Genomic DNA, 17647 nt, shown 5'->3' on the forward strand with positions numbered 1-17647 from the left:
ATAGGAGCGAGCATGTCACAGCAGATGGAAATCGGCAACAGCGTCCAACCCCTGACCAATGTGGCGGCGATGGCCACTTTGGTGAAGGAGTTGCAGGGCCGGACCTTTGGAATGCCAGGTCTTGGGGTGTTTTATGGCTATCCCGGCTATGGCAAGACCTTCGGCGCGATTTACTGCGCCACCACTTTTGACGTCATTCACATCTCCATGCAGGGGGATTGGACCAAGAAGACCTTCCTGGAACGTCTCTTGATGGAGCTCGGTGTGCCACCAAAGCGCACTATCCCGGATATGGTGTCGCAGGCCTGCGAAGAGCTGGCCATCGACGGGCGCACCTTGATTGTCGACGAGTCTGATTATGCCTTCCGGCGCGGCATCATTGAGCTGATCCGCGATCTGCACGACGGCTCTGACACCCCCATTGTCATGATCGGCATGGAGGAGTTTCCACAGAAGCTCCAGAAGTACGAGCTGATCCATAGTCGCGTGATGTCCTGGGCGGCTGCTGAGCCTGCCATTCTGCGCGACGCCAAGCTTCTGGCCTCAGTCTACGCAGAAGGCGTGGAGATCAGCGAGGACCTATTGGACGCGATTATGGTCCGCAACACCGGCAATGTGCGCCGCATGGTGGTTGATATTGCTCAGGTGAAAAGCGAAGCCCTGGCACAGGGTGTCGATGCAATGTCGCTGGAGGATTGGGGCGGGCTACAGTTCCGCCGCAAGGATGCGCCGTCTCCACGCCGGGGGCTGAAGTAATGCCCCTTTTGCCGCGCACACCTCGCGATCCATCGGAACAGAAGATCCTGGAGTATATCTGCGCCCAAGACCGCTTCACCTACTCAGATGTGGCTGAGCATTGCGACACAAGCAGCTGGGCGCGTAGGGTTTTCCTGAAGGAGCTGCAACGCCAGGGAATGGTAAAGCCCTGCGCGCGTGAAGGTAAAGTCCAGTATTTTTCGGTTGTTCGAGGCAATGGCCAACCACCTCAGTCGCTCATTGAGCTTCCCCCGATCCAACCCAATGGCACAGAAGAAAAAGCCATTTGGGCCTATATCCACGGTCACGCCTACTTCACTTTTGAGGACATAGCTCGGGTCTGCACTGTCGGAGCCATCCGCACCCGGTTTATGGGACGGCTGCGTAAACATGGCATCATTCGTGAATGGAGCCGCAGCCAGGGCAAGATCTTCTACACGGCAAAACAGCCTGAAGACCTCAGGGACCAGGCCAAGGCCGAGCGTGCATCGGATGAAGGCGCGATCTGGACCGCCATTCGCCATCAAAAGAAGTTCCGCCCCGTTGATCTCTTTGCAGCTCTTTCCCCCGCCCGCCCTGACATCACCCAGGGTGACATCCTGAACTACTGCCGGATTTTGAGAACCTCCGGATATCTGCGCGCAAGTGCCCGCACCCGAAGCCGCAAGATGGGCCCGGATACTTCCCTTATTCTCACCCGAAACACCGGCCCCTTGCCGCCTCAGCAAAAGCGCATGACCGTCGTCATCGACAGCAATAAGGACAAGATCATCTACGCCTCCGGAGGTCGCCTTCAATGAGCAGCGATAGAGAAGTCATTGCCCTGGACGCCTGGGGCGACACTCTGCCCGACTGGATCACCGTGCTGGTGCAGGAATGCGACCGGTCTTCGCAGAACGCTGTTGCGGCGAAGATCGCCTTCAGCCCGGCCGTGGTCAGTCAAGCCATCCGCAACCGCTACAGCGGGAACATGCGCAGCATTGAAAGCCGGGTGCGGGAGGTCTTCATGAGTGCCCCGGTGCTCTGCCCCGCTCTAAAAACCAGGATCGAGAGTGCTGTCTGCCTGCAATATCGCCGCCGCGCTGAGACCTGGACCCATGGCAGTCCCTTCCGCGTCAAGATGATCCGCGCCTGCCGGGCCTGCCCCAAGTTCAACAAGAGTGATGAAGAATGAAACCAGATCTTTCGCTCAAAACCAAGTTTGCCATCTGGCTCCGCAGACTAGCCGACCGGCTGGATCCCACCGGAGCCTGACACCCCAGCGCCATTGAGCGCACAACCAACTACCAACTACCAACTAAAGGAAACACCCCATGTCAAAGAAGATCACCAAACAGGACCTGATCCGAAGCATTGCAGAAGAGCTGGGTCAGACCCAGGAAGCCGTTGGCGCAACAATCGAAGCCCTCATTGGTCAGATCACCAATGCCGCAATGGCCAGCCAGGAGGTCAGCTTGCATGGCTTTGGCACTTTCAAGCGGTCTGAACGCGCAGCGCGGGCCGGGCGCAACCCCGCAACAGGTGTCTCCATCCAGATCGAGGCGTCTTCGTCTCTTGGCTTCAAGCCTGCCAAGGCCGTGAAAGACAAGCTGAACTCCTGACCCAAGCGAAACCCGTTCGGCCTAGCCGGACGTGGTCACCAGGGCGCGGCGGCCCTGGTCTGATGAGCAGCCAATCCACTGGAAAGGACACAGACATGGCACCATTCATTCTCGGGGCAGTCCTCTTAGTTGTCGGCGCTGTTCTGACCGCTGCCGAGGCACGGGCCTGCGCCTATGAGCGCAAAAACATCGGCCCAATCCTTGCCCTTGTCGGCGTCGGTTTCCTGGTCGGCGCTGGTATCGACACTCTTTTCTAAAGCTTCCTCCCTCCCCCAATTTTGAAAGAAACCACCCATGACCAACGCCCAGAATCCGACTCCTGAAACGGCATTCATGCCCGCCAAGATCCCCGATGGGATTGTCGTAGTAGACGGCAAGAATTACCGTACCAACGCCAAAGGGTCTCTAGTGCCCGTTGAGCTGGTCAAAGCGCAAGACGCGCTCCAGGACGAAACCGTCCGCAAGATGATTGGCCATGGGAAGGCCTTGAGCGAGCAGATTGCCCGGTTCAAAGCCCATACCTTCAACGATATCGGCGCGTTTGAGGCACTACTAGCCCAGCAATACGAGGCCAAAATCGGTGGCAAGAAAGGCAACAAAACCCTGTTCAGCTATGACGGGTTGTACAAGGTCCAGGTGCAGATCGCTGAGGCCTTTGACTTTGGTCCCGAATTGCAGATCGCCAAAGAGCTGGTTGACGAGTGCCTGAACGAATGGGCAGCAGATTCCGGCCCAGAGCTGCGCGCCATCGTCACCAAAGCGTTCAACACCGACAAAGAAGGCCAGATCAACCGCTCTGAAATCTTCATGCTGCTGAACCTGGACATCTCTGATGAGCGCTGGAAACGGGCGATGCAGGCAATCCGCGACGCCATGCGCGTGGTCGGCTCCAAAACCTATGTTCGGTTTTATGAGCGCCCCTCCCAGACCGCAGCCTGGGAAGCCATCACCATTGATCTTTCAAAGGCATAGGAGGCGGTCGTCATGGCAATGTCAGAAGACGAGATCCGCGAGGCAATGCGGAAGAGCTTCAGCGCTTACACCACCAAGATGCGGCGGGCCTCCCTAGTGCTGGGCAGCAACTTGTCAGTGCTCAAGGGTGAAGCAAATCTGGCAAAGCTCGAGGGCGGTGCCTTTGGGCGGATTGCCCGCGAGGAAATGAGCGCCGCAGATCAACGCATGACAGCGGATGCGGCGACCTTCCACCCAACCGTCCCCTTTATCAACGAGGTGTCCGGATGAGCCGCGCCCTGCAACGCAAGATCCACGTGGGCTGTAAGGAGCTAGGCCTGGACAGCGACGCCCGCAAAGCGCTGCAGCTTGTCGTCACCGGTAAGGCTTCCATGACGGACATGAGTGAGGCAGACTTAAACGCTGTTTTAAAGCGCCTTAAACAGGACGGTTTCAAAGCCAGCTCGAGCGGGAAGAAACACGCCAAAGCCTCCCGGCCTGATCTGCGCCTGGTCCATGTTCTGTGGCGCAAGCTTGGCGAGGCTGGTGAACTGCGCGACACCAGCCGCGCGGGTCTGAACAAATTCATCCGCGCCCGGTTTGAAAACGCTTGGAGCAACGTGCCCGCAGACGTGGACATGATGCGGGATTACCAAGAGATCGACCAGGTCATTCAAGCTCTCAAGAATTGGGGCCAGCGCTCCGGCATCGACTTTGACTGGTCGGATCATCGCAGATGAGTGGTGAGTTCAAACCATATCTCCCAGGCGTTCTGGCGCTGATCGCTGATAACATCAGCGTTGAGCTCGCCGTGCGCCTTGCCAAACAGCGTGGCGGGCGCGAAGTCTATATTGCCAAGAACCCTGCCCCCGGCAGCTCTATTTCCAAAATTGTGGGGCAAGCCAATGCACAAAAGCTCTACAAGCTGCTGGGCAGTGGCAAGATGCTGGTGCCTGCCGGAAACATCAGCGGTCAAACCGGACGTCGCCAGCGGATCGCCATGCTTCTGGACCAGGGCCTGAGCCATTCGCGCATTGCCGCCGAAGTGGACGTCCACATCCGGACAGTGGAACGCGTATCCGCCGAGCTGCGCTCTCCTACGGAACAGCGGCAATCCGATCTGTTCCTCTAAACCCTGATCGACGAACTGGTGACAGGCAGCAAAAACACTCCTCACCTGGAACCTCATTGTTCATTTTTTTGGCTGAATTTTGCCCAATCCGCCCTCTTCACCCCCGCTGGGTGAAAATCGCAGGGAGGGAGTGCTCTGAGGATCGCCGTTAAATACCACTTAAACGGGGTACAGACGCGCTTGTGGAAATTTCCGACCCGGAGTAGCATTCAGGCGAAAACTGCGCTCAGCGGCCCGCAAATTGAGCCACACAGATCTCCCAAAAAAATCAATTGATGCGTTTTGGACGACCTCCCGACACGTGACAGGGAGTTATCTGCCGACTGATGTCGGCATCACAGTCACATGACAGATACACAAACAAACCTCCTCACCTGTGACGAAATGATCGATCTCGGGATGAACGTCTCAGAAATGCTGGAAGACCTGGAAGACCACCTCGGTCCGGAGGCCGTCTGGAAACTGACAAGCCTCTATGGCGGTGTTGAGGCCCACATCCCTCACCCACATAAGAAGGCGCAGTCACTTACAGCCCAGCAACTTGGTGACCCAATCACAGATTGGATCTACAAAACCTATGGCGCAGGCCGGATCAAAATCCCGATGGGGCCACATACAAGCCGGGCAGTGAAAATGGCAGCGTTCCGTGTGGCCCTGCTCAGCGGTCAATCGCAACGGATCATCGCTCAGTCTCTCGGATGCAGCATTCGCACCGTGGAGCGCGCAAAGCGCGAACTGGTCGACGCTGGGTTTCTGTAAAGAGCTTCGGGCTTAGGGACCTCTGCGGTCCCTTAAATCGCCCGGTGGGTGGGCGTCAGCAATCCTGGTCCCTTCTGTGCACTTACCGCGATCCCCATTCGCCAACGGCGGTATCCGTGGGACAATCTGACCCCGCACAAATCTGGGGTTTGCCAGTCTAAGAAGTTCCAGCCTACCTCTAGCGCAGGTCCTCTAACCTTTAAGCCAAACTGTGCATGAGCAACGTTACTCGCCCATCACTGACACAAACGGCCCAGAACCGACCTTGGGCCAGCTGATCAAATGCTGCGGTCGCAGCCCGCACAGCAGACATCTGTGCCAATTGGGTATTTTGTGACTTGTGCTCCAATTTCGGGAAGTCGACTTCACCTACAACTAATGTGTTGAACTTCCGGGTAGTTCGCCTCATCGTTCGTCCAAGAAGATGTGATGGAGGCGAACTTGGCAGTATCCCCTAAAGGTCTAAGTATTCAGACGATGTACCGTGACTATCGTGACGGTCGCTTGATTGTGAACAGGCAATATCAAAGAAAACTGGTGTGGACTGTCTCTGAGAAAGTGAAGCTGATCGACAGCATTATGCTTAACTACCCCATCCCGCTGATACTACTTGCGGAGAAACCAACCGTTGATGGTGCGGCGGCTACGCTTGAGGTCATTGACGGAATGCAGCGACTAAACGCCATTTTTAGCTTCATTGAGCACGGCTTTGAAGTCGATGGCAAATGTTTCGATTTGGACGAACTACCGCGCGCTCGCCAAGCTAGCGAACAAGGTCTATTTCCGTCTTTTGGCGAAGATATAGAAAGAATATCACCCGAGGCATGCGCTGATTTCTTGGACTATCAATTAGCCGTCACTGCCTTCTCCGGGGAAGATGAAGCTCGGATCACAGACATTTTCGGTCGGATCAATTCCGGAGGGAAGCAGCTGAGCGACCAAGAGCGGCGTCAAGCGGGTGTTCTCACGCCTTTTGCAAATATGGTTCGCGAAGTGTCGGCGGAGCTGAGGGGGGATGTCTCTAAGGAGCAACTGACCCTGTACGAGATGCCGGAAATTAGCATCGAAACTCAAAAAAATCCTCACGGTTACAAATTGAAAGCTGAGGACATTTTCTGGTGTCGGCAAGGCATCATGCGCACAAATGAACTGCGCGATAGCGACGATGAGGAAATGATGATCGACGTCTGTGCGTCGATACTTAATGGGAGTCCGGTCGACGGTTCACGAGCATATCGGGACAGCTTGTATGCTGCAGGGACCGATAACGCGAAAGAAATTAACAAGAAACTCAATGCCTACGGGACAGAAAAACTCCAAACCGAGGTTAAACTCGTATTTTCAGCGCTCCGTGCTGTCGTCGAGGGCAGTAGCGAAGCCGCAAACCACTTCCGAACTACGGTTTATGCCACTCCAACATCAAACTCGCAAAAATCACCATTCTATGCGGTATTCATGGCGTTTTTCGACCTCATCGTTAAAGAGACAAAATACCCTGATTTGTACGCGGAATTAATGGGTGACCTTGCAAATATTGCTCAGAAAATCTCTGTTGGTCAGAAGCAAACTAAGGCAAAAGACCGCAAAACCAATGTTAACCAAGTCAAAGGGCTGATACGTGATCGGTTCGTCGCAAGCGATGTGGCGGCTTTCTCACATGGCCCAGGGCTCATTCTTGAGTTCGAAAACTCAATCGCAAGATCCAAAACTGAAACGTCTCGTTATGAGTTCAAGCAAGGTATCTTGCGCTTGGACGATGGGCGAGGTGAAGATCCAAACATTTTCAAGGTAATGCTTGAGACGATTTGTGGCATAGCAAACTTGGGACCGGCTGCCGATGGCTACCTCTACGTTGGTATCGCGGATAGAGACGAGCATGCGAAACGGATCACGGCTCTCGATGCCGTGGAGCCGTTGAGGGTGCGTCACGTGAACGTGGTTGGTGTCGAGCGTGAAGCGAAAGTGCTTGGCATCGAAATGGACGCCTACCAGAAAAAATTTGAAGACTTCATATCTAACTCTGACCTTTCAGAGCCATTGAAAAATGATGTCTCCACTTGCATCGACACGGTGACCTACAAGGAACTCGAGATAATGCGCATTCGAATTCCTGCTCAGAAAACTATGAGCTTTGTGGGCGACGACGCGTTCTATCGGGTCGGGTCGTCTACAAAAAAGGCTACAGGGCCCGAGATTGCAGCTTTGGCGAATAAATTTTGAGGAATTTTTCCGCAGGCACTCATCTACTGTAGTCCGTTTCAACGACTAGAATATTCAGAATGATGCACAAGCCCTTTGTCTGAAATCTGTAGCTGTCTAGCTACCATGAATGACAGCTTTGACCAATAAAACGATTGCCGTTCGCGCATGCGGCGAAGTTCCGCTTCCCGCCCTTTGTGTCAGCAGTCGCGAGCGTCCCGAAGCGGCCTTTAGCCAACCATTTTTTGCTCCAAGATCTCGTCGCCAGTGCAGACATTTATGTATTGTATGACTGTACTGTAAGCGGTGCGCCGCTCCCACACTTACGGCATGGCGCGTGATCTGCGATTCAGAGGCTTCTTTGGTTTGTGGGGAGTTTCTCGATGGGAGCTATAAGCGAGTTTCTGGCAAGTGTGCCGCGTCGGGCGGATGGCAAGCGGAATTGGCCGTCGGAACTGAAGGCTCGGATCGTTGCGGAGACGTTGATTGAGGGCGAGACGGTCAAAGCTGTTGCGAGGCGATACGAGCTAATTCCGAGCACAGTGTCTGACTGGCGGCGGATGGCGCGGCAGGGCAAGCTGGTTCTGCCCAACTTGGAGGGCATCGATTTTGTGCCGGTTGAGATTGAGGTGCCTGTGCCCCAGCCTTTGGCGGTGACATCGTCCAGCACCATTGATGTGATCAAGGACGACGTCGCCGTTCGTCTTGATGCGGCAACGCCTGCACGCCGGATCGCCGAGATCGTGCGGGCCATAGCCACGTGATCACGCCATCCCACAAAGTCCGGATATTTGTTGCCAGTGATCCGGTGGACTTCCGTAAAGGCCATGATGGGCTGGCTGCTTTGGTGCAGAGCCAATTGCGCCAGAAGCCGTTTGATGGGTCGGTCTATGTGTTCCGTGCCAAGCGTGCGGATCGGCTGAAGCTCATCTATTGGGACGGCAGCGGGCTGGTGATGGCATACAAACGGCTGGAGGATAACAGCTTCACTTGGCCTGCGATCAAGAACGGTGTGATGCGCCTGGAACCGGCCCAGTTTGAGGCGCTGTTTGCGGGTTTGGATTGGCGGCGCGTGCGCCCTTTGGAGGTCGCGGTCCCGGCTGCGGCGGAGTGACTCACAGGGGCGTTTGCACGGGTCACTACGCCCTTGTTTTGTTATGGTATCGGGCATGACTGCACCCGATGAATTGCCAAATGACATTGCCGAACTGAAGGCGATCATCCTTGCGCAGCAGGATCAGAATGCGCGGCTTGAAGCCTTGGTTGCCTCTTTCAAAAAGGCTCTCTTTGGGGCCAAATCCGAGAAGATTGATCCAGCCCAATATGAGCTGGAATTGGAGGATATCGAAACGGCTCTCGCACAGGTCGAAGCCGAGATTGACGCCGACGAACGCACCGCGCTCGTACGGTCCCCAAAGCCGCGCCAGACCAACCGGGGCTCACTGCCCAAACATCTGGAACGGGTTGAAGTGGTCATCGAGCCAAAGCTGTCATGCCCGTGCGGAACCGAACGTCATGTGATTGGCGAGGATGTCAGCGAGCGGCTGGACATCATCCCGGCCCAGTTCCGGGTGATTGTCACCCGTCGTCCCAAATACGCCTGCCGGTCCTGTGAAGGCGGGGTGATCCAAGCTCCGGCCCCCGCTCACATCGTCGCGGGCGGCCTGCCAACCGAGGCCACGCTGGCCCATGTTCTGGTCTCCAAATACGCCGATCATTTACCCCTTTATCGGCAGGCGCAAATCTACAGTCGCCAGGGGATCGATCTGGATCGTTCGACCCTGGCCGCGTGGGTTGGCAAGTCAGCGTTCGAATTGACCCCGGTCTGTGAGGCGCTGATGGCCGATCTGAAGCGCTCCACCAAGCTCTTCATGGATGAAACGCCCGCACCGGTTCTGGCCCCGGGAAGGAAGCGGACCAAAACAGGCTACTTCTGGGCCCTGGCCCGGGATGACCGGCCATGGGGCGGTGAGGATCCGCCCGGCGTGGCCTTCACCTATGCGCCTGGACGATCCGGCCAGCATGCGGACAACATTTTGACGGGCTTCAGCGGCACCCTGCAGGTCGATGGCTATGCTGGCTATAACCGCCTGCTCAAACGGCCAGCACAGGATGTGAGGCTGGCGTATTGCTGGGCCCATGCCCGCCGCAAGTTGCATGATGTTACCCAGTCCAGCGCTGCCCCGATCGCGCAGGAGGGTTTGGCGCACATTCAGGCGCTCTACCGCATCGAAAAAGACCTGCGAGGCCTAACCGCAGACCAACGTCATGCTGCGCGGCAGGAGCGCTCAAAACCTATCATCGACGCCTTCGAAGTCTGGCTCACGGCGAACCGCACCCGCGTCTCGGCCAAGTCGCCAACCGGAGAGGCCCTGAAATATATCGCCAAATACTGGGACGGGCTGAGCCTGTTCCTTGATGATGGTCGCATCGAACTCGACAGCAACCCCGTGGAGCGCACCATCCGTCCCATCACCCTCAATCGCAAAAATGCGCTCTTCGCAGGCCATGATGCTGGAGCACAAAACTGGGCCGTCATCGCGTCCCTGATCGAGACCTGCAAACTCAACGGGATCGAGCCCCAAAGCTATCTGTACGCCATCCTGACAGCCATTGCTGGCGGGCACAAACAATCGGACATCAAAGAGTTGCTGCCCTGGAACTACGCCAAGCCCGTGTGACCGGCGCACCGCTTACACTGTACTACAAGTGTAGAAATCATATAGCGCTGCAAACTATGGGGCGGATCTGAGGTGTTACCATTTAGAGAACATACGGGGGAACAGAGGAACTGGCCGCAATTAGGCCAGATTTCATCAATGCTTTCACCAATAAACCAATAGTAACAGTTATACCACAAACGCGTTTTGCCAATTCAGAGGAAAAGAGATGAACGATGCCTCACAGCTTCGGATTGAAGCTGCCCACAAGAAGATCTCGGACGTTTTTTCCAAGGATTACGCCTTTACGATCCCCGCCTATCAGCGCCCCTACGCATGGGAAACGACGCAGGTTGAAGAGTTGTTGGCCGACCTAACTGATGCCATGACACCGACCTCAAAGTCAGGTGGGTTCTACTTTCTCGGCAGTATTGTTCTGGTTAAAAAACATGGCAGCCCGGACTCACGTGTTGTGGACGGACAGCAGCGTTTGACCACGCTGACGATCCTGTTCAGCGTGATCCGCGACTTGACCGAAGACGCTGTAAAGCAGGCCAACCGCGAAAAATATGTCAAGCAGGTGGCCAATGAAGATGAAGGCATCCCCGAAGCACTCCGACTTCAATTGCGTCAGAAGGATCAGGCATATTTTGAGAAACACGTTCAGGCTGGCGGCGCAACTGACAACCTTCCCGCGATTGACGGGCTGTCGGGTGCCAAGGCCCGTATCATTCAGAACGCAGGGACCGTCCGCCGCAAGCTGGAAGATATGGGGGAAGAGACGCGTAGCGCGCTTTTGAAGTTTCTTCTGCAGAGTTGTTATCTGGTTGTCGTTGAGGTGCCAACGCAAACAGCAGCCCGCCGAATTTTCACGGTCTTAAACGCGCGCGGCATGGATTTGTCTGCCACAGATATTTTGAAGGCTGACCTTCTGGAACGTGCTGGCGAGGACAAGGAAGACAACCTTTCTCAGCGGTGGGAAGACGTCGAAGTTAGCCTTGAACGCGGTAAGTTCAGCGATCTATTCACGCACATTCGGATGATTTTTGAGCGAGACAAGCCACGGTCTGCGCTCGAAAACGGATTCCCCGAACAAGTCTTAATTTTTCGTGATGATCCTGTGAGATTTATGGATACGGTTCTCGAACCGTTCGCGGACGCATTCTTGCTGTCTATGGACGATGCAGAGCTAAGGAGCCGTTTTAGCCACAAAACTGCTGACCTTGTGCGCTCTCTCGATCGCTTGGATAACAAGGATTGGCTGCCGCCACTTCTTCTTTGCCTTCAGCAGAGCAGTACCGGGAACAAAGACGATGTTGCAGACTTCGTCTTCGAGCTTGAGCGGCTGGCATATTACTTGTTCATGGTCCGCGCTGACGTAAATGCCCGGATGAGCCGCTATGCGGATGTTCTCGACATGCTGGAGCCGCCAGTCGACCGCAAACTCCGGGCAGGCGCAAAGGAGCGCTCGACAGGATTGGAATTGACCCAAGATGAAGTTTTTGCGCTGTTCAATGCGCTTGATGGGGATGTTTACTTGGCTACACGGGTCGTCAAACCCCTTCTATTGCGGCTCGAACAGGCATCTCACGATGGGTCTGCAAATTACGATTTCCCGACCATTTCAGTGGAACATGTTTGTCCACAAACCTTGGAAGAGGGCTCCCAGTGGGCAGAGTGGTATGCTGACGGGGAAGATCACAGCATTTGGCTGCATACCATTGGCAACCTTGTTCTTTTGAATTTCCGGAAAAACTCGGCTGCCAGAAATTACGATTTCGACAAGAAGAAGACCAAGTATTTTGCCGCCGATGACACAAGTCCATTCACTCTGACCAATGAAGTCCGTGAATTCGGTTCTTGGAAGCCAGAGGATATCGAAGGGCGCAGAAAAGCACTGTTGAAGCGCTTGGCTAAAGACTGGGGCCTGCAAGACACCTTCAAGAAGTGGTGGAAAAGCGAATGACAAAAAAATTCGCATCCAAAATCTTAAGTGTTGATGGGCCCCAAGGGGCATACTGCAGCGCTTCTATCCAACAGATCGCCAAGAGTAGTTCATAAAGCGTTTACATCCAGATGGAATGGGAATGGGGCAGAGGATGTCTCCCTTCTGCCCCTCACGTGGAAATGCGCATAGTGCAGAAATTGCGCCATTGCCGTCTCTATCTATCGATCAAGAGCCGCCATTTGTGCTGCTCGCAGCGAACTTCAGCTCTCCGCCCTTCGTGCTCGACATCACTTCCGGCCCAGAGCGGACTCTCGACCCGCCTTCCGGATGCTGCGGTCGCAGCCCGCTTAGCAGTCATTCGCTGCAAGCGCAAAATCTGGAAGAAACCGAACTCGCAGTTCGCGGACGATAGTCGCAAACTGTTCCTATCACGGAATGAAGGCCACCGGCCCCCGTGCCATCGCCGGACCGGCTCGCGGTCTGGCGATGTGTCTCCGCCCACGCCTAGCTTGGGCAGAAAAATGTGCTTGCCTGCAATTAAGCGCCGCACCGGAACGGTTCGATCACCACCCCTCGCTCCGGCGATGCCTCGGCTCAGAGCAAATGTCCGAGTTGGACTCGTTCTTGATGTTCCTTACGAACGTGTCTTGCTCCCAACGCCTGGTTCAAGCCTTACAGGCATGCGTGTTCTCGCGAGGCCTCAGCATGCGTCCACCTGTGCCAGAAACCATATTGGAGAAGCTTTAACAGGCTGCTGAAAAAGGTCTGACACGCGCCGCTCTCGCCTCGCTCGTCATGTCCCGACACGACGCGTTTTCATCAGCTTAACGAGAGAAGCCAAAAAGTGACGCGCCTTGGCGTCGAAATCGACTTCGCCGGAGTTTTTCAGCAGCCTGTTAATTGAGCGGCCTAGAACCACTGCTAGACAAAGCGAGATTGAACAGCCCTTTTCTGGATTTAGTTGATTTTGATGACAGGTGCGCAAAACCATCCCAAATGGCGGCCACGGCTTTCATTGTTCATCGCGGCACTTTTGTTTCTAGTGAGGCGTCACGGTAGGTTACAAAGCACTTTTTGCGGAAATGTGGTCAGCGACGGCTGACCGATACGATAAAATGGTTTGCCGCAAGCGGATCACCGTTGTCGCGGTTTACAATGGCGTTCTTGTCGGAATTCCATTCCCATTCGTCGAAATACCAGACATCGGCCATGGTTTGGGGCACTTGCAGGAACACATAGGACCCTTCGGCTAGGCGCGCTCCAGGCGCGCCGGGTTTTCGCGCATCGAGCCCGATATCGACCTGCTGTACCGCGCAATTGTCGGAACGACTGGCTGACCACTCGATAAATCCCCGAACCAGCGACGATACCTGTGCGACCGCCGACAGTGACGCTGTCACCAGTTTGAGACCTTGGTCGAACTCCTTCGACCCTAAAGCTTCGGCTAGTGCCTTGTCGAGCCGGCTGGACAGGTTGATGGTCTGGAACGCTAGTGTGATACCTCGTTCCGGAACAGTCATGTCGCTGAACAAGGGCCATCCTCCTATGGCTGCAGAGCCGCGTCCGACGGTAAGCTGGCGTGCAAAATGGGCCTTGGCGCCGTCCTTTTCACCGGTGTCCCATGCGAGTGTCGCCTCGAAAAGGATCTCGTGAGGACCAAAGCCAGGATAGCGATGCACATGCAACCGGTCCAATAGCATGCGCACGCTCACCCCGGGTTGCAGCGGGTCAGGCGCTTCAGACGCCGATCGCAAGGGGCCGGCGCCATCAAAGAAACCAACCAGATGCGTCACGTTGCGAAACGGGTATACGATCCATTCTACTAACCCAGATCCCGGTCCGAACGTGTCAGTCGCCACCCTGGGCGCGCCACCGCGCAATTGCGTAAGCACCTCATCTTCGTTCAAGACTTTGAGCTGCTCAATCAGCCGATCTTCAGGCAAATCCGACACTTGTTTAACCGAGCCGAAGAGCGAAGTTGATGATGTCATGACAAAACCCTTGCACGAACCTTTTTGCGACTTCACTCTAGTGGAGTTAGCGACATGTGGGAAGTGATCGTGGATCAGATCGAAGCCATTGACTTGACCGTCGTCCAGCGCGAGGGCCGCCTGACTGCCGACCTGCGTATGGGTGAAAACGTGACTTCCGGCGTCGCACTGCCGGACTTGCCCGACGGCGCCGTCGGCGATCTCAGGTGGTTGCTCGAGGATTACCCTCGTCTTCCACCCGGGGTGGCTAGGTTCGCTGCGGAAGACGCCGAGAACCGGCTGATCGCTTTTGGCCGGGAACTGGGCACCTGCCTAGACCCAGTTCTGAAGGTGGCGTTGGAACAGGGCGCATCGTATGATCAATTGCAACTCAGGATTTCTGACGACGCTGGTCACACACGCCATTGGCCGTGGGAGTTGATCTCTACCGAAGAAGGCGAGCTGGGCTTCTTACTTGGCGCGATCCTGCGCAACCCGGCGAAACAAGCCACGCAACCACCAGCGGCCCCGACTCCAAGGCCCATAGACGCTCAGCACCCGCTGCGGGTACTCTACGTCATCTCACGACCGCGATCGACCGAGGATGTACCGTTTCGCTGCGTTGCCAGCCGGGTGCTGAAGGCGATTGAGGGCACGGCGGTTCAACTAGACATCCTAAGGCCCCCGGCAATCGAGGCCCTCGAGGAAAGACTCGCCGCGGCACGTGAGGAAGGCACCCCTTATGATGTCGTTCACTTTGATGGCCATGGCGAACTGGTCGAGACCATGACAGGACCGCGTGGGGTCATCCTTTTCGAGGATAGCTCGCGCAAGAAAGCGCGCCACGTAGATGCCAGACGCATTGCGCGCATTCTCGAACGCGGCGCGGTGCGGGCGCTAATCCTCAATGCGTGCCACTCAGGTGGCACGCTGATGATCAAACCCGCAGTGGAAGAAGAGGCAAGTCAGATGCGCGCCGTGGCCTCCTTTGCGGAAAGCGTCGCCGCCCATGCCTCAGTCGACGTCGTCGCGATGTCTCATGCCGTCTTCGTAAACACAGCTGCGCATATTGTTGATGACATCTTCGGATGCCTTGCCAAAGGTGCGCCGGTATCGCAGGCGGTGCGCTACGCCCGGCGGCGGTGGTCGGCGGGTGCCGCCAGCCGCAGCCCCGGAATAGGCCACGCAATCATCCGTACTTTTGGCCAAGTGGCCTTGCATCCGTCGCCCGCAAGCCTTCCACCGTACAGGCCATTTCAGATCGACAATAGCGCGACACCAGCGCATCCTGATTTGCCTAGAGTCTTCCACGCACCTCAAAGGCTGCTCGGAACTGACGACACGGTCTTGTCGTTAGAAAAGGCGTTGGTGGAAGGCGGCCATGTCCTGTTGACCGGCCTCAAGGGATCGGGCCGAACGTCGACGCTGCTTGAATTCGGGCGCTGGCTGGCGGCAACGCGTTTTGTTCAGGCCGATCGTATCGGTTATGTCGACCTTGGCACAACGGAAAGCGCCGAACAGGCCCTGGACATACTCGCCTCCGACCGTTCCCGTGTTCTGCTTGTCGATCATGCCGAATGCATCCATGGCAGCCTGTTGATGAAGCAACCCGCATGGACATCGCAAATGCTAGCCCGTCTCGGCCAAGTTCTCGACGCCGCATCGGAAGAGAACCGGCAAGTGATCTTCGCCGCGCACGCGTCTATTGCCGATGTAGGAAATCTGACCACGGAGCCGATCCGGCCGCTTGAACTCGACGACATGCTGGGTTTGGCCGAGGATATTCTGGATCAGCCCGACGCTGGCGTCGCGCTTCTCTGGAGCGCAGGGCACCCGGGCAGCCTCGACGTTTTGCGCCGCTATGCTGCCGAAGACTGGTTCGCAAATGCCAAGCACACACTCGACCTGTTGAAAGAGCTTTCCAGTGGCCTTTTCATTGAAGTGACACCCCCGCTCGATGATATGACACCGCTGCTAATAAAGAACGGCATGGCGATTACCCCCAATGACATCGCGCCACTGTGGTTGATCTCCCAGTTTCAAGGCTGCTTCGTGTTTCCCCACCGAAGCTACGGTGTAGAGCACGCGGCGCGAAATTTTCGCGGTTCATACCTCGCGATCTTCGAGCCGGAAAATCGCCCGATGGAACTTCTGTCTAAGCTCCAAGACGCAGGGCTTGTCAATTGGCATGGAACGCAAAGCCTTTGGCTGCATCCGCTTCTTCCCTGCGTTGTACCAAGCCCCTATACGGCCGATGGCTACCGAACCGAAGACGGGCGCACTGCGCTCACCAACATCGCAACCTTCTTCTCCGGAATGCTAGTCTGGGCCGACCCAGAACGATCAAGTCCCGCGCCCGAACCGAAAGGCTGCTACCCGGCGGGACCTTGGGGCATACCGTCCCTTCTGCGGGGCTGGCACATCGTATCGGGCGAGCTGGGTATAAGCCACGAGCGGATGGTCGAACTGGTCAGGCGGTTACGGCTTCGGCTGCTCGAAATCGGTGCGGAAGGCGTTTGGCTCGAAGTGCTGACGCGCACTTTCGCGGTCTTCAGAGAATACCCTCCAGAAAACAGGGAACACGATCCGACAGCTTCGTTGGGATTCCTCGCATTGCTGGGCGACGAAGCCGAACGTACTGGCGACAACTCAATGCTTCGCGACGCAGCTTTTGCGCAGGCCGACCTCGCCGCCCAGGTCGATTGGAACGCCGCAGACGACGGTCAAAAAAGTCAAGAATACGCCGAAATGCTAAACCGTGCGACACGCTTGGATGCCGCGATGCGTACGGGCCGGGCACTCCTGCGGGGGGATCATGCCGCCGCGCGCACCGCGTTCGAACAGGCGCTCGAAATTGCGGATTACGATATGCTGAAACGGGTTCGTCCGCTTCTCGAGCTGACCAAGCTGTTGCGCACCAGCCAGAGCGAGTACGACTTGCCCCAGGCATTAGACTATGGTGAAGAAGCCGTAGAGATCACGACGGATCTGCTTCGCATGAGGATGATAGATCCGGGACTTCACAGCTATGCGGCGCTCAGCACCTCAAACGTGTATATCGATATCGTGACTGCGCCCGACGATGATTTTCCAGAGGGGAAGGACAGAGGAGAGTTTCTCGGCGAACAAAGCCTGAAATACGCCGCCTCTGATGGGCAGCGTGCCCGCTCCAGCCTGAACCTTTCGAACTGGCGACGAATGCGTAATCGCCCGGCTGAGGCGGCCGAGCTCTTGATTGAGTCGGCGTCACTGTTTGAAGCTTCAGGCGAACGATCTTTCGTAGGAGCCACTCTTCTCATGTATGCTAGAGCTTTGGCGGAAAGTGGAAAATCCGATGATGCCGTGGCTGCGACCAAGCGCGCCGAGAGCGTATTTCGCACGCTTGGCGACGATGTAAATGTCAGAGCCTCGGAGTTGCTCCGCGAAGAAATTCTGCAATCCGGAACAGACTGACTTGCAATGCACGGCTCTTTCAATTCGATTTACCAGCTCCCGTAAAGTTAGGTGGAAGTGAAGGTTTCGAAGTTGATCAAACGAACCACGCAAAGAGCTGACCTACCAAATGTTCGCAGCAAGCTGAAGTCTACACTAGTGGCTGCGACGGGAACGTTTACCGCGTTATGTTATTTCAGCGGCGAGCTACCCAGCACACTCGGCCCATAACTGCCAAT

17 protein-coding genes and 1 other RNA gene are annotated in these 17647 nt (G+C 56.1%); 17 read left to right on the top strand and 1 reads right to left on the bottom strand.

The annotated features are described in order from the left end of the window. Positions 1-12: 12 nt before the first annotated feature. The 16 genes from ARCT_RS0112705 (at position 13) to ARCT_RS0112780 (ending at position 12024) form a co-directional block, all read left to right on the top strand. Complete coding sequence (locus ARCT_RS0112705) at positions 13-756, top strand: AAA family ATPase (RefSeq protein ID WP_027240429.1); 744 nt, start codon at positions 13-15, stop codon at positions 754-756. Next, positions 756-1556, top strand: a complete 801-nt coding sequence (locus tag ARCT_RS0112710) for a hypothetical protein (protein ID WP_027240430.1) — start codon at positions 756-758, stop codon at positions 1554-1556. The genes ARCT_RS0112705 and ARCT_RS0112710 overlap by 1 nt, the downstream gene beginning before the upstream one ends. Next, positions 1553-1930, top strand: coding sequence for a hypothetical protein (locus ARCT_RS0112715; RefSeq protein WP_027240431.1), 378 nt, complete (start codon positions 1553-1555; stop codon positions 1928-1930). Before ARCT_RS0112710 ends, ARCT_RS0112715 begins: the two co-directional genes overlap by 4 nt. Before the next feature lie 139 nt (positions 1931-2069). Then, a complete protein-coding gene (locus ARCT_RS0112725) occupies positions 2070-2357 on the top strand; it encodes an HU family DNA-binding protein (RefSeq protein WP_051360720.1) in 288 nt (95 codons plus the stop codon). Between the two features lie 3 nt (positions 2358-2360). Further along, an RNA gene (locus ARCT_RS27540) (hammerhead ribozyme type II) lies at positions 2361-2433 on the top strand. Between the two features lie 19 nt (positions 2434-2452). Continuing rightward, entirely contained in the window at positions 2453-2614 is a 162-nt protein-coding gene (locus ARCT_RS27985; protein WP_154665349.1) for a hypothetical protein, read from the top strand. A 37-nt stretch (positions 2615-2651) separates the two neighbouring features. Further along, a complete protein-coding gene (locus ARCT_RS0112735) occupies positions 2652-3329 on the top strand; it encodes a DUF3164 family protein (RefSeq protein WP_036784851.1) in 678 nt (225 codons plus the stop codon). Positions 3330-3341: 12 nt separating this feature from the next. After that, positions 3342-3599, top strand: coding sequence for a hypothetical protein (locus ARCT_RS0112740; protein ID WP_027240434.1), 258 nt, complete (start codon positions 3342-3344; stop codon positions 3597-3599). Continuing rightward, positions 3596-4048, top strand: a complete 453-nt coding sequence (locus ARCT_RS0112745; RefSeq protein ID WP_027240435.1) for a gp16 family protein — start codon at positions 3596-3598, stop codon at positions 4046-4048. Before ARCT_RS0112740 ends, ARCT_RS0112745 begins: the two co-directional genes overlap by 4 nt. Beyond that, positions 4045-4440, top strand: coding sequence for a helix-turn-helix domain-containing protein (locus tag ARCT_RS0112750; protein WP_027240436.1), 396 nt, complete (start codon positions 4045-4047; stop codon positions 4438-4440). Before ARCT_RS0112745 ends, ARCT_RS0112750 begins: the two co-directional genes overlap by 4 nt. 345 nt (positions 4441-4785) lie before the next feature. Beyond that, positions 4786-5199 (top strand): helix-turn-helix domain-containing protein, encoded by a 414-nt coding sequence (locus ARCT_RS0112755; protein ID WP_027240437.1) that lies wholly within the window; start codon positions 4786-4788, stop codon positions 5197-5199. A gap of 477 nt (positions 5200-5676) precedes the next feature. After that, the gene (locus ARCT_RS0112760) at positions 5677-7419 is read left to right on the top strand and encodes a GmrSD restriction endonuclease domain-containing protein (RefSeq protein WP_161631317.1); all 1743 of its coding nucleotides are present in this window, start codon (positions 5677-5679) and stop codon (positions 7417-7419) included. 362 nt (positions 7420-7781) lie between these two features. Next, the gene (locus ARCT_RS0112765; protein ID WP_027238649.1) at positions 7782-8162 is read left to right on the top strand and encodes a transposase; all 381 of its coding nucleotides are present in this window, start codon (positions 7782-7784) and stop codon (positions 8160-8162) included. Next, positions 8159-8512: an IS66 family insertion sequence element accessory protein TnpB gene (gene tnpB, locus ARCT_RS0112770; RefSeq protein ID WP_027240439.1), complete on the top strand. Its 354-nt coding sequence runs from the start codon at positions 8159-8161 to the stop codon at positions 8510-8512. Before ARCT_RS0112765 ends, tnpB begins: the two co-directional genes overlap by 4 nt. Before the next feature lie 55 nt (positions 8513-8567). Continuing rightward, a complete protein-coding gene (gene tnpC / locus ARCT_RS0112775) occupies positions 8568-10079 on the top strand; it encodes an IS66 family transposase (RefSeq protein ID WP_027240440.1) in 1512 nt (503 codons plus the stop codon). A 208-nt stretch (positions 10080-10287) separates the two neighbouring features. Continuing rightward, complete coding sequence (locus tag ARCT_RS0112780; RefSeq protein WP_027240441.1) at positions 10288-12024, top strand: DUF262 domain-containing protein; 1737 nt, start codon at positions 10288-10290, stop codon at positions 12022-12024. A gap of 1070 nt (positions 12025-13094) precedes the next feature. Here ARCT_RS0112780 and ARCT_RS0112785 read toward each other — a convergent pair. Continuing rightward, positions 13095-13997, bottom strand: coding sequence for a hypothetical protein (locus ARCT_RS0112785; protein WP_027240442.1), 903 nt, complete (start codon positions 13995-13997; stop codon positions 13095-13097). 54 nt (positions 13998-14051) lie between these two features. Between ARCT_RS0112785 and ARCT_RS0112790 the strand changes: the two genes are divergently transcribed. Then, positions 14052-17429, top strand: coding sequence for a CHAT domain-containing protein (locus tag ARCT_RS0112790; RefSeq protein WP_027240443.1), 3378 nt, complete (start codon positions 14052-14054; stop codon positions 17427-17429). The last annotated feature ends 218 nt before the right edge of the window (positions 17430-17647 follow it).

It is taken from the genome of Pseudophaeobacter arcticus DSM 23566 (genome assembly GCF_000473205.1).
GTDB classification, from domain to species: Bacteria; Pseudomonadota; Alphaproteobacteria; order Rhodobacterales; family Rhodobacteraceae; genus Pseudophaeobacter; species Pseudophaeobacter arcticus.

Excerpts from the sequence above, each read along its gene's own strand:
- ARCT_RS0112705 (WP_027240429.1), top strand. The coding sequence starts at position 13 with ATGTCACAGCAGATGGAAATCGGCAACAGCGTCCAACCCCTGACCAAT.
- ARCT_RS0112710 (WP_027240430.1), top strand. The coding sequence starts at position 756 with ATGCCCCTTTTGCCGCGCACACCTCGCGATCCATCGGAACAGAAGATC.
- ARCT_RS0112715 (WP_027240431.1), top strand. The coding sequence starts at position 1,553 with ATGAGCAGCGATAGAGAAGTCATTGCCCTGGACGCCTGGGGCGACACT.
- ARCT_RS0112725 (WP_051360720.1), top strand. The coding sequence starts at position 2,070 with ATGTCAAAGAAGATCACCAAACAGGACCTGATCCGAAGCATTGCAGAA.
- ARCT_RS27985 (WP_154665349.1), top strand. The coding sequence starts at position 2,453 with ATGGCACCATTCATTCTCGGGGCAGTCCTCTTAGTTGTCGGCGCTGTT.
- ARCT_RS0112735 (WP_036784851.1), top strand. The coding sequence starts at position 2,652 with ATGACCAACGCCCAGAATCCGACTCCTGAAACGGCATTCATGCCCGCC.
- ARCT_RS0112740 (WP_027240434.1), top strand. The coding sequence starts at position 3,342 with ATGGCAATGTCAGAAGACGAGATCCGCGAGGCAATGCGGAAGAGCTTC.
- ARCT_RS0112745 (WP_027240435.1), top strand. The coding sequence starts at position 3,596 with ATGAGCCGCGCCCTGCAACGCAAGATCCACGTGGGCTGTAAGGAGCTA.
- ARCT_RS0112750 (WP_027240436.1), top strand. The coding sequence starts at position 4,045 with ATGAGTGGTGAGTTCAAACCATATCTCCCAGGCGTTCTGGCGCTGATC.
- ARCT_RS0112755 (WP_027240437.1), top strand. The coding sequence starts at position 4,786 with ATGACAGATACACAAACAAACCTCCTCACCTGTGACGAAATGATCGAT.
- ARCT_RS0112760 (WP_161631317.1), top strand. The coding sequence starts at position 5,677 with ATGTACCGTGACTATCGTGACGGTCGCTTGATTGTGAACAGGCAATAT.
- ARCT_RS0112765 (WP_027238649.1), top strand. The coding sequence starts at position 7,782 with ATGGGAGCTATAAGCGAGTTTCTGGCAAGTGTGCCGCGTCGGGCGGAT.
- tnpC (WP_027240440.1), top strand. The coding sequence starts at position 8,568 with ATGACTGCACCCGATGAATTGCCAAATGACATTGCCGAACTGAAGGCG.
- ARCT_RS0112780 (WP_027240441.1), top strand. The coding sequence starts at position 10,288 with ATGAACGATGCCTCACAGCTTCGGATTGAAGCTGCCCACAAGAAGATC.
- ARCT_RS0112785 (WP_027240442.1), bottom strand. The coding sequence starts at position 13,997 with ATGACATCATCAACTTCGCTCTTCGGCTCGGTTAAACAAGTGTCGGAT.
- ARCT_RS0112790 (WP_027240443.1), top strand. The coding sequence starts at position 14,052 with ATGTGGGAAGTGATCGTGGATCAGATCGAAGCCATTGACTTGACCGTC.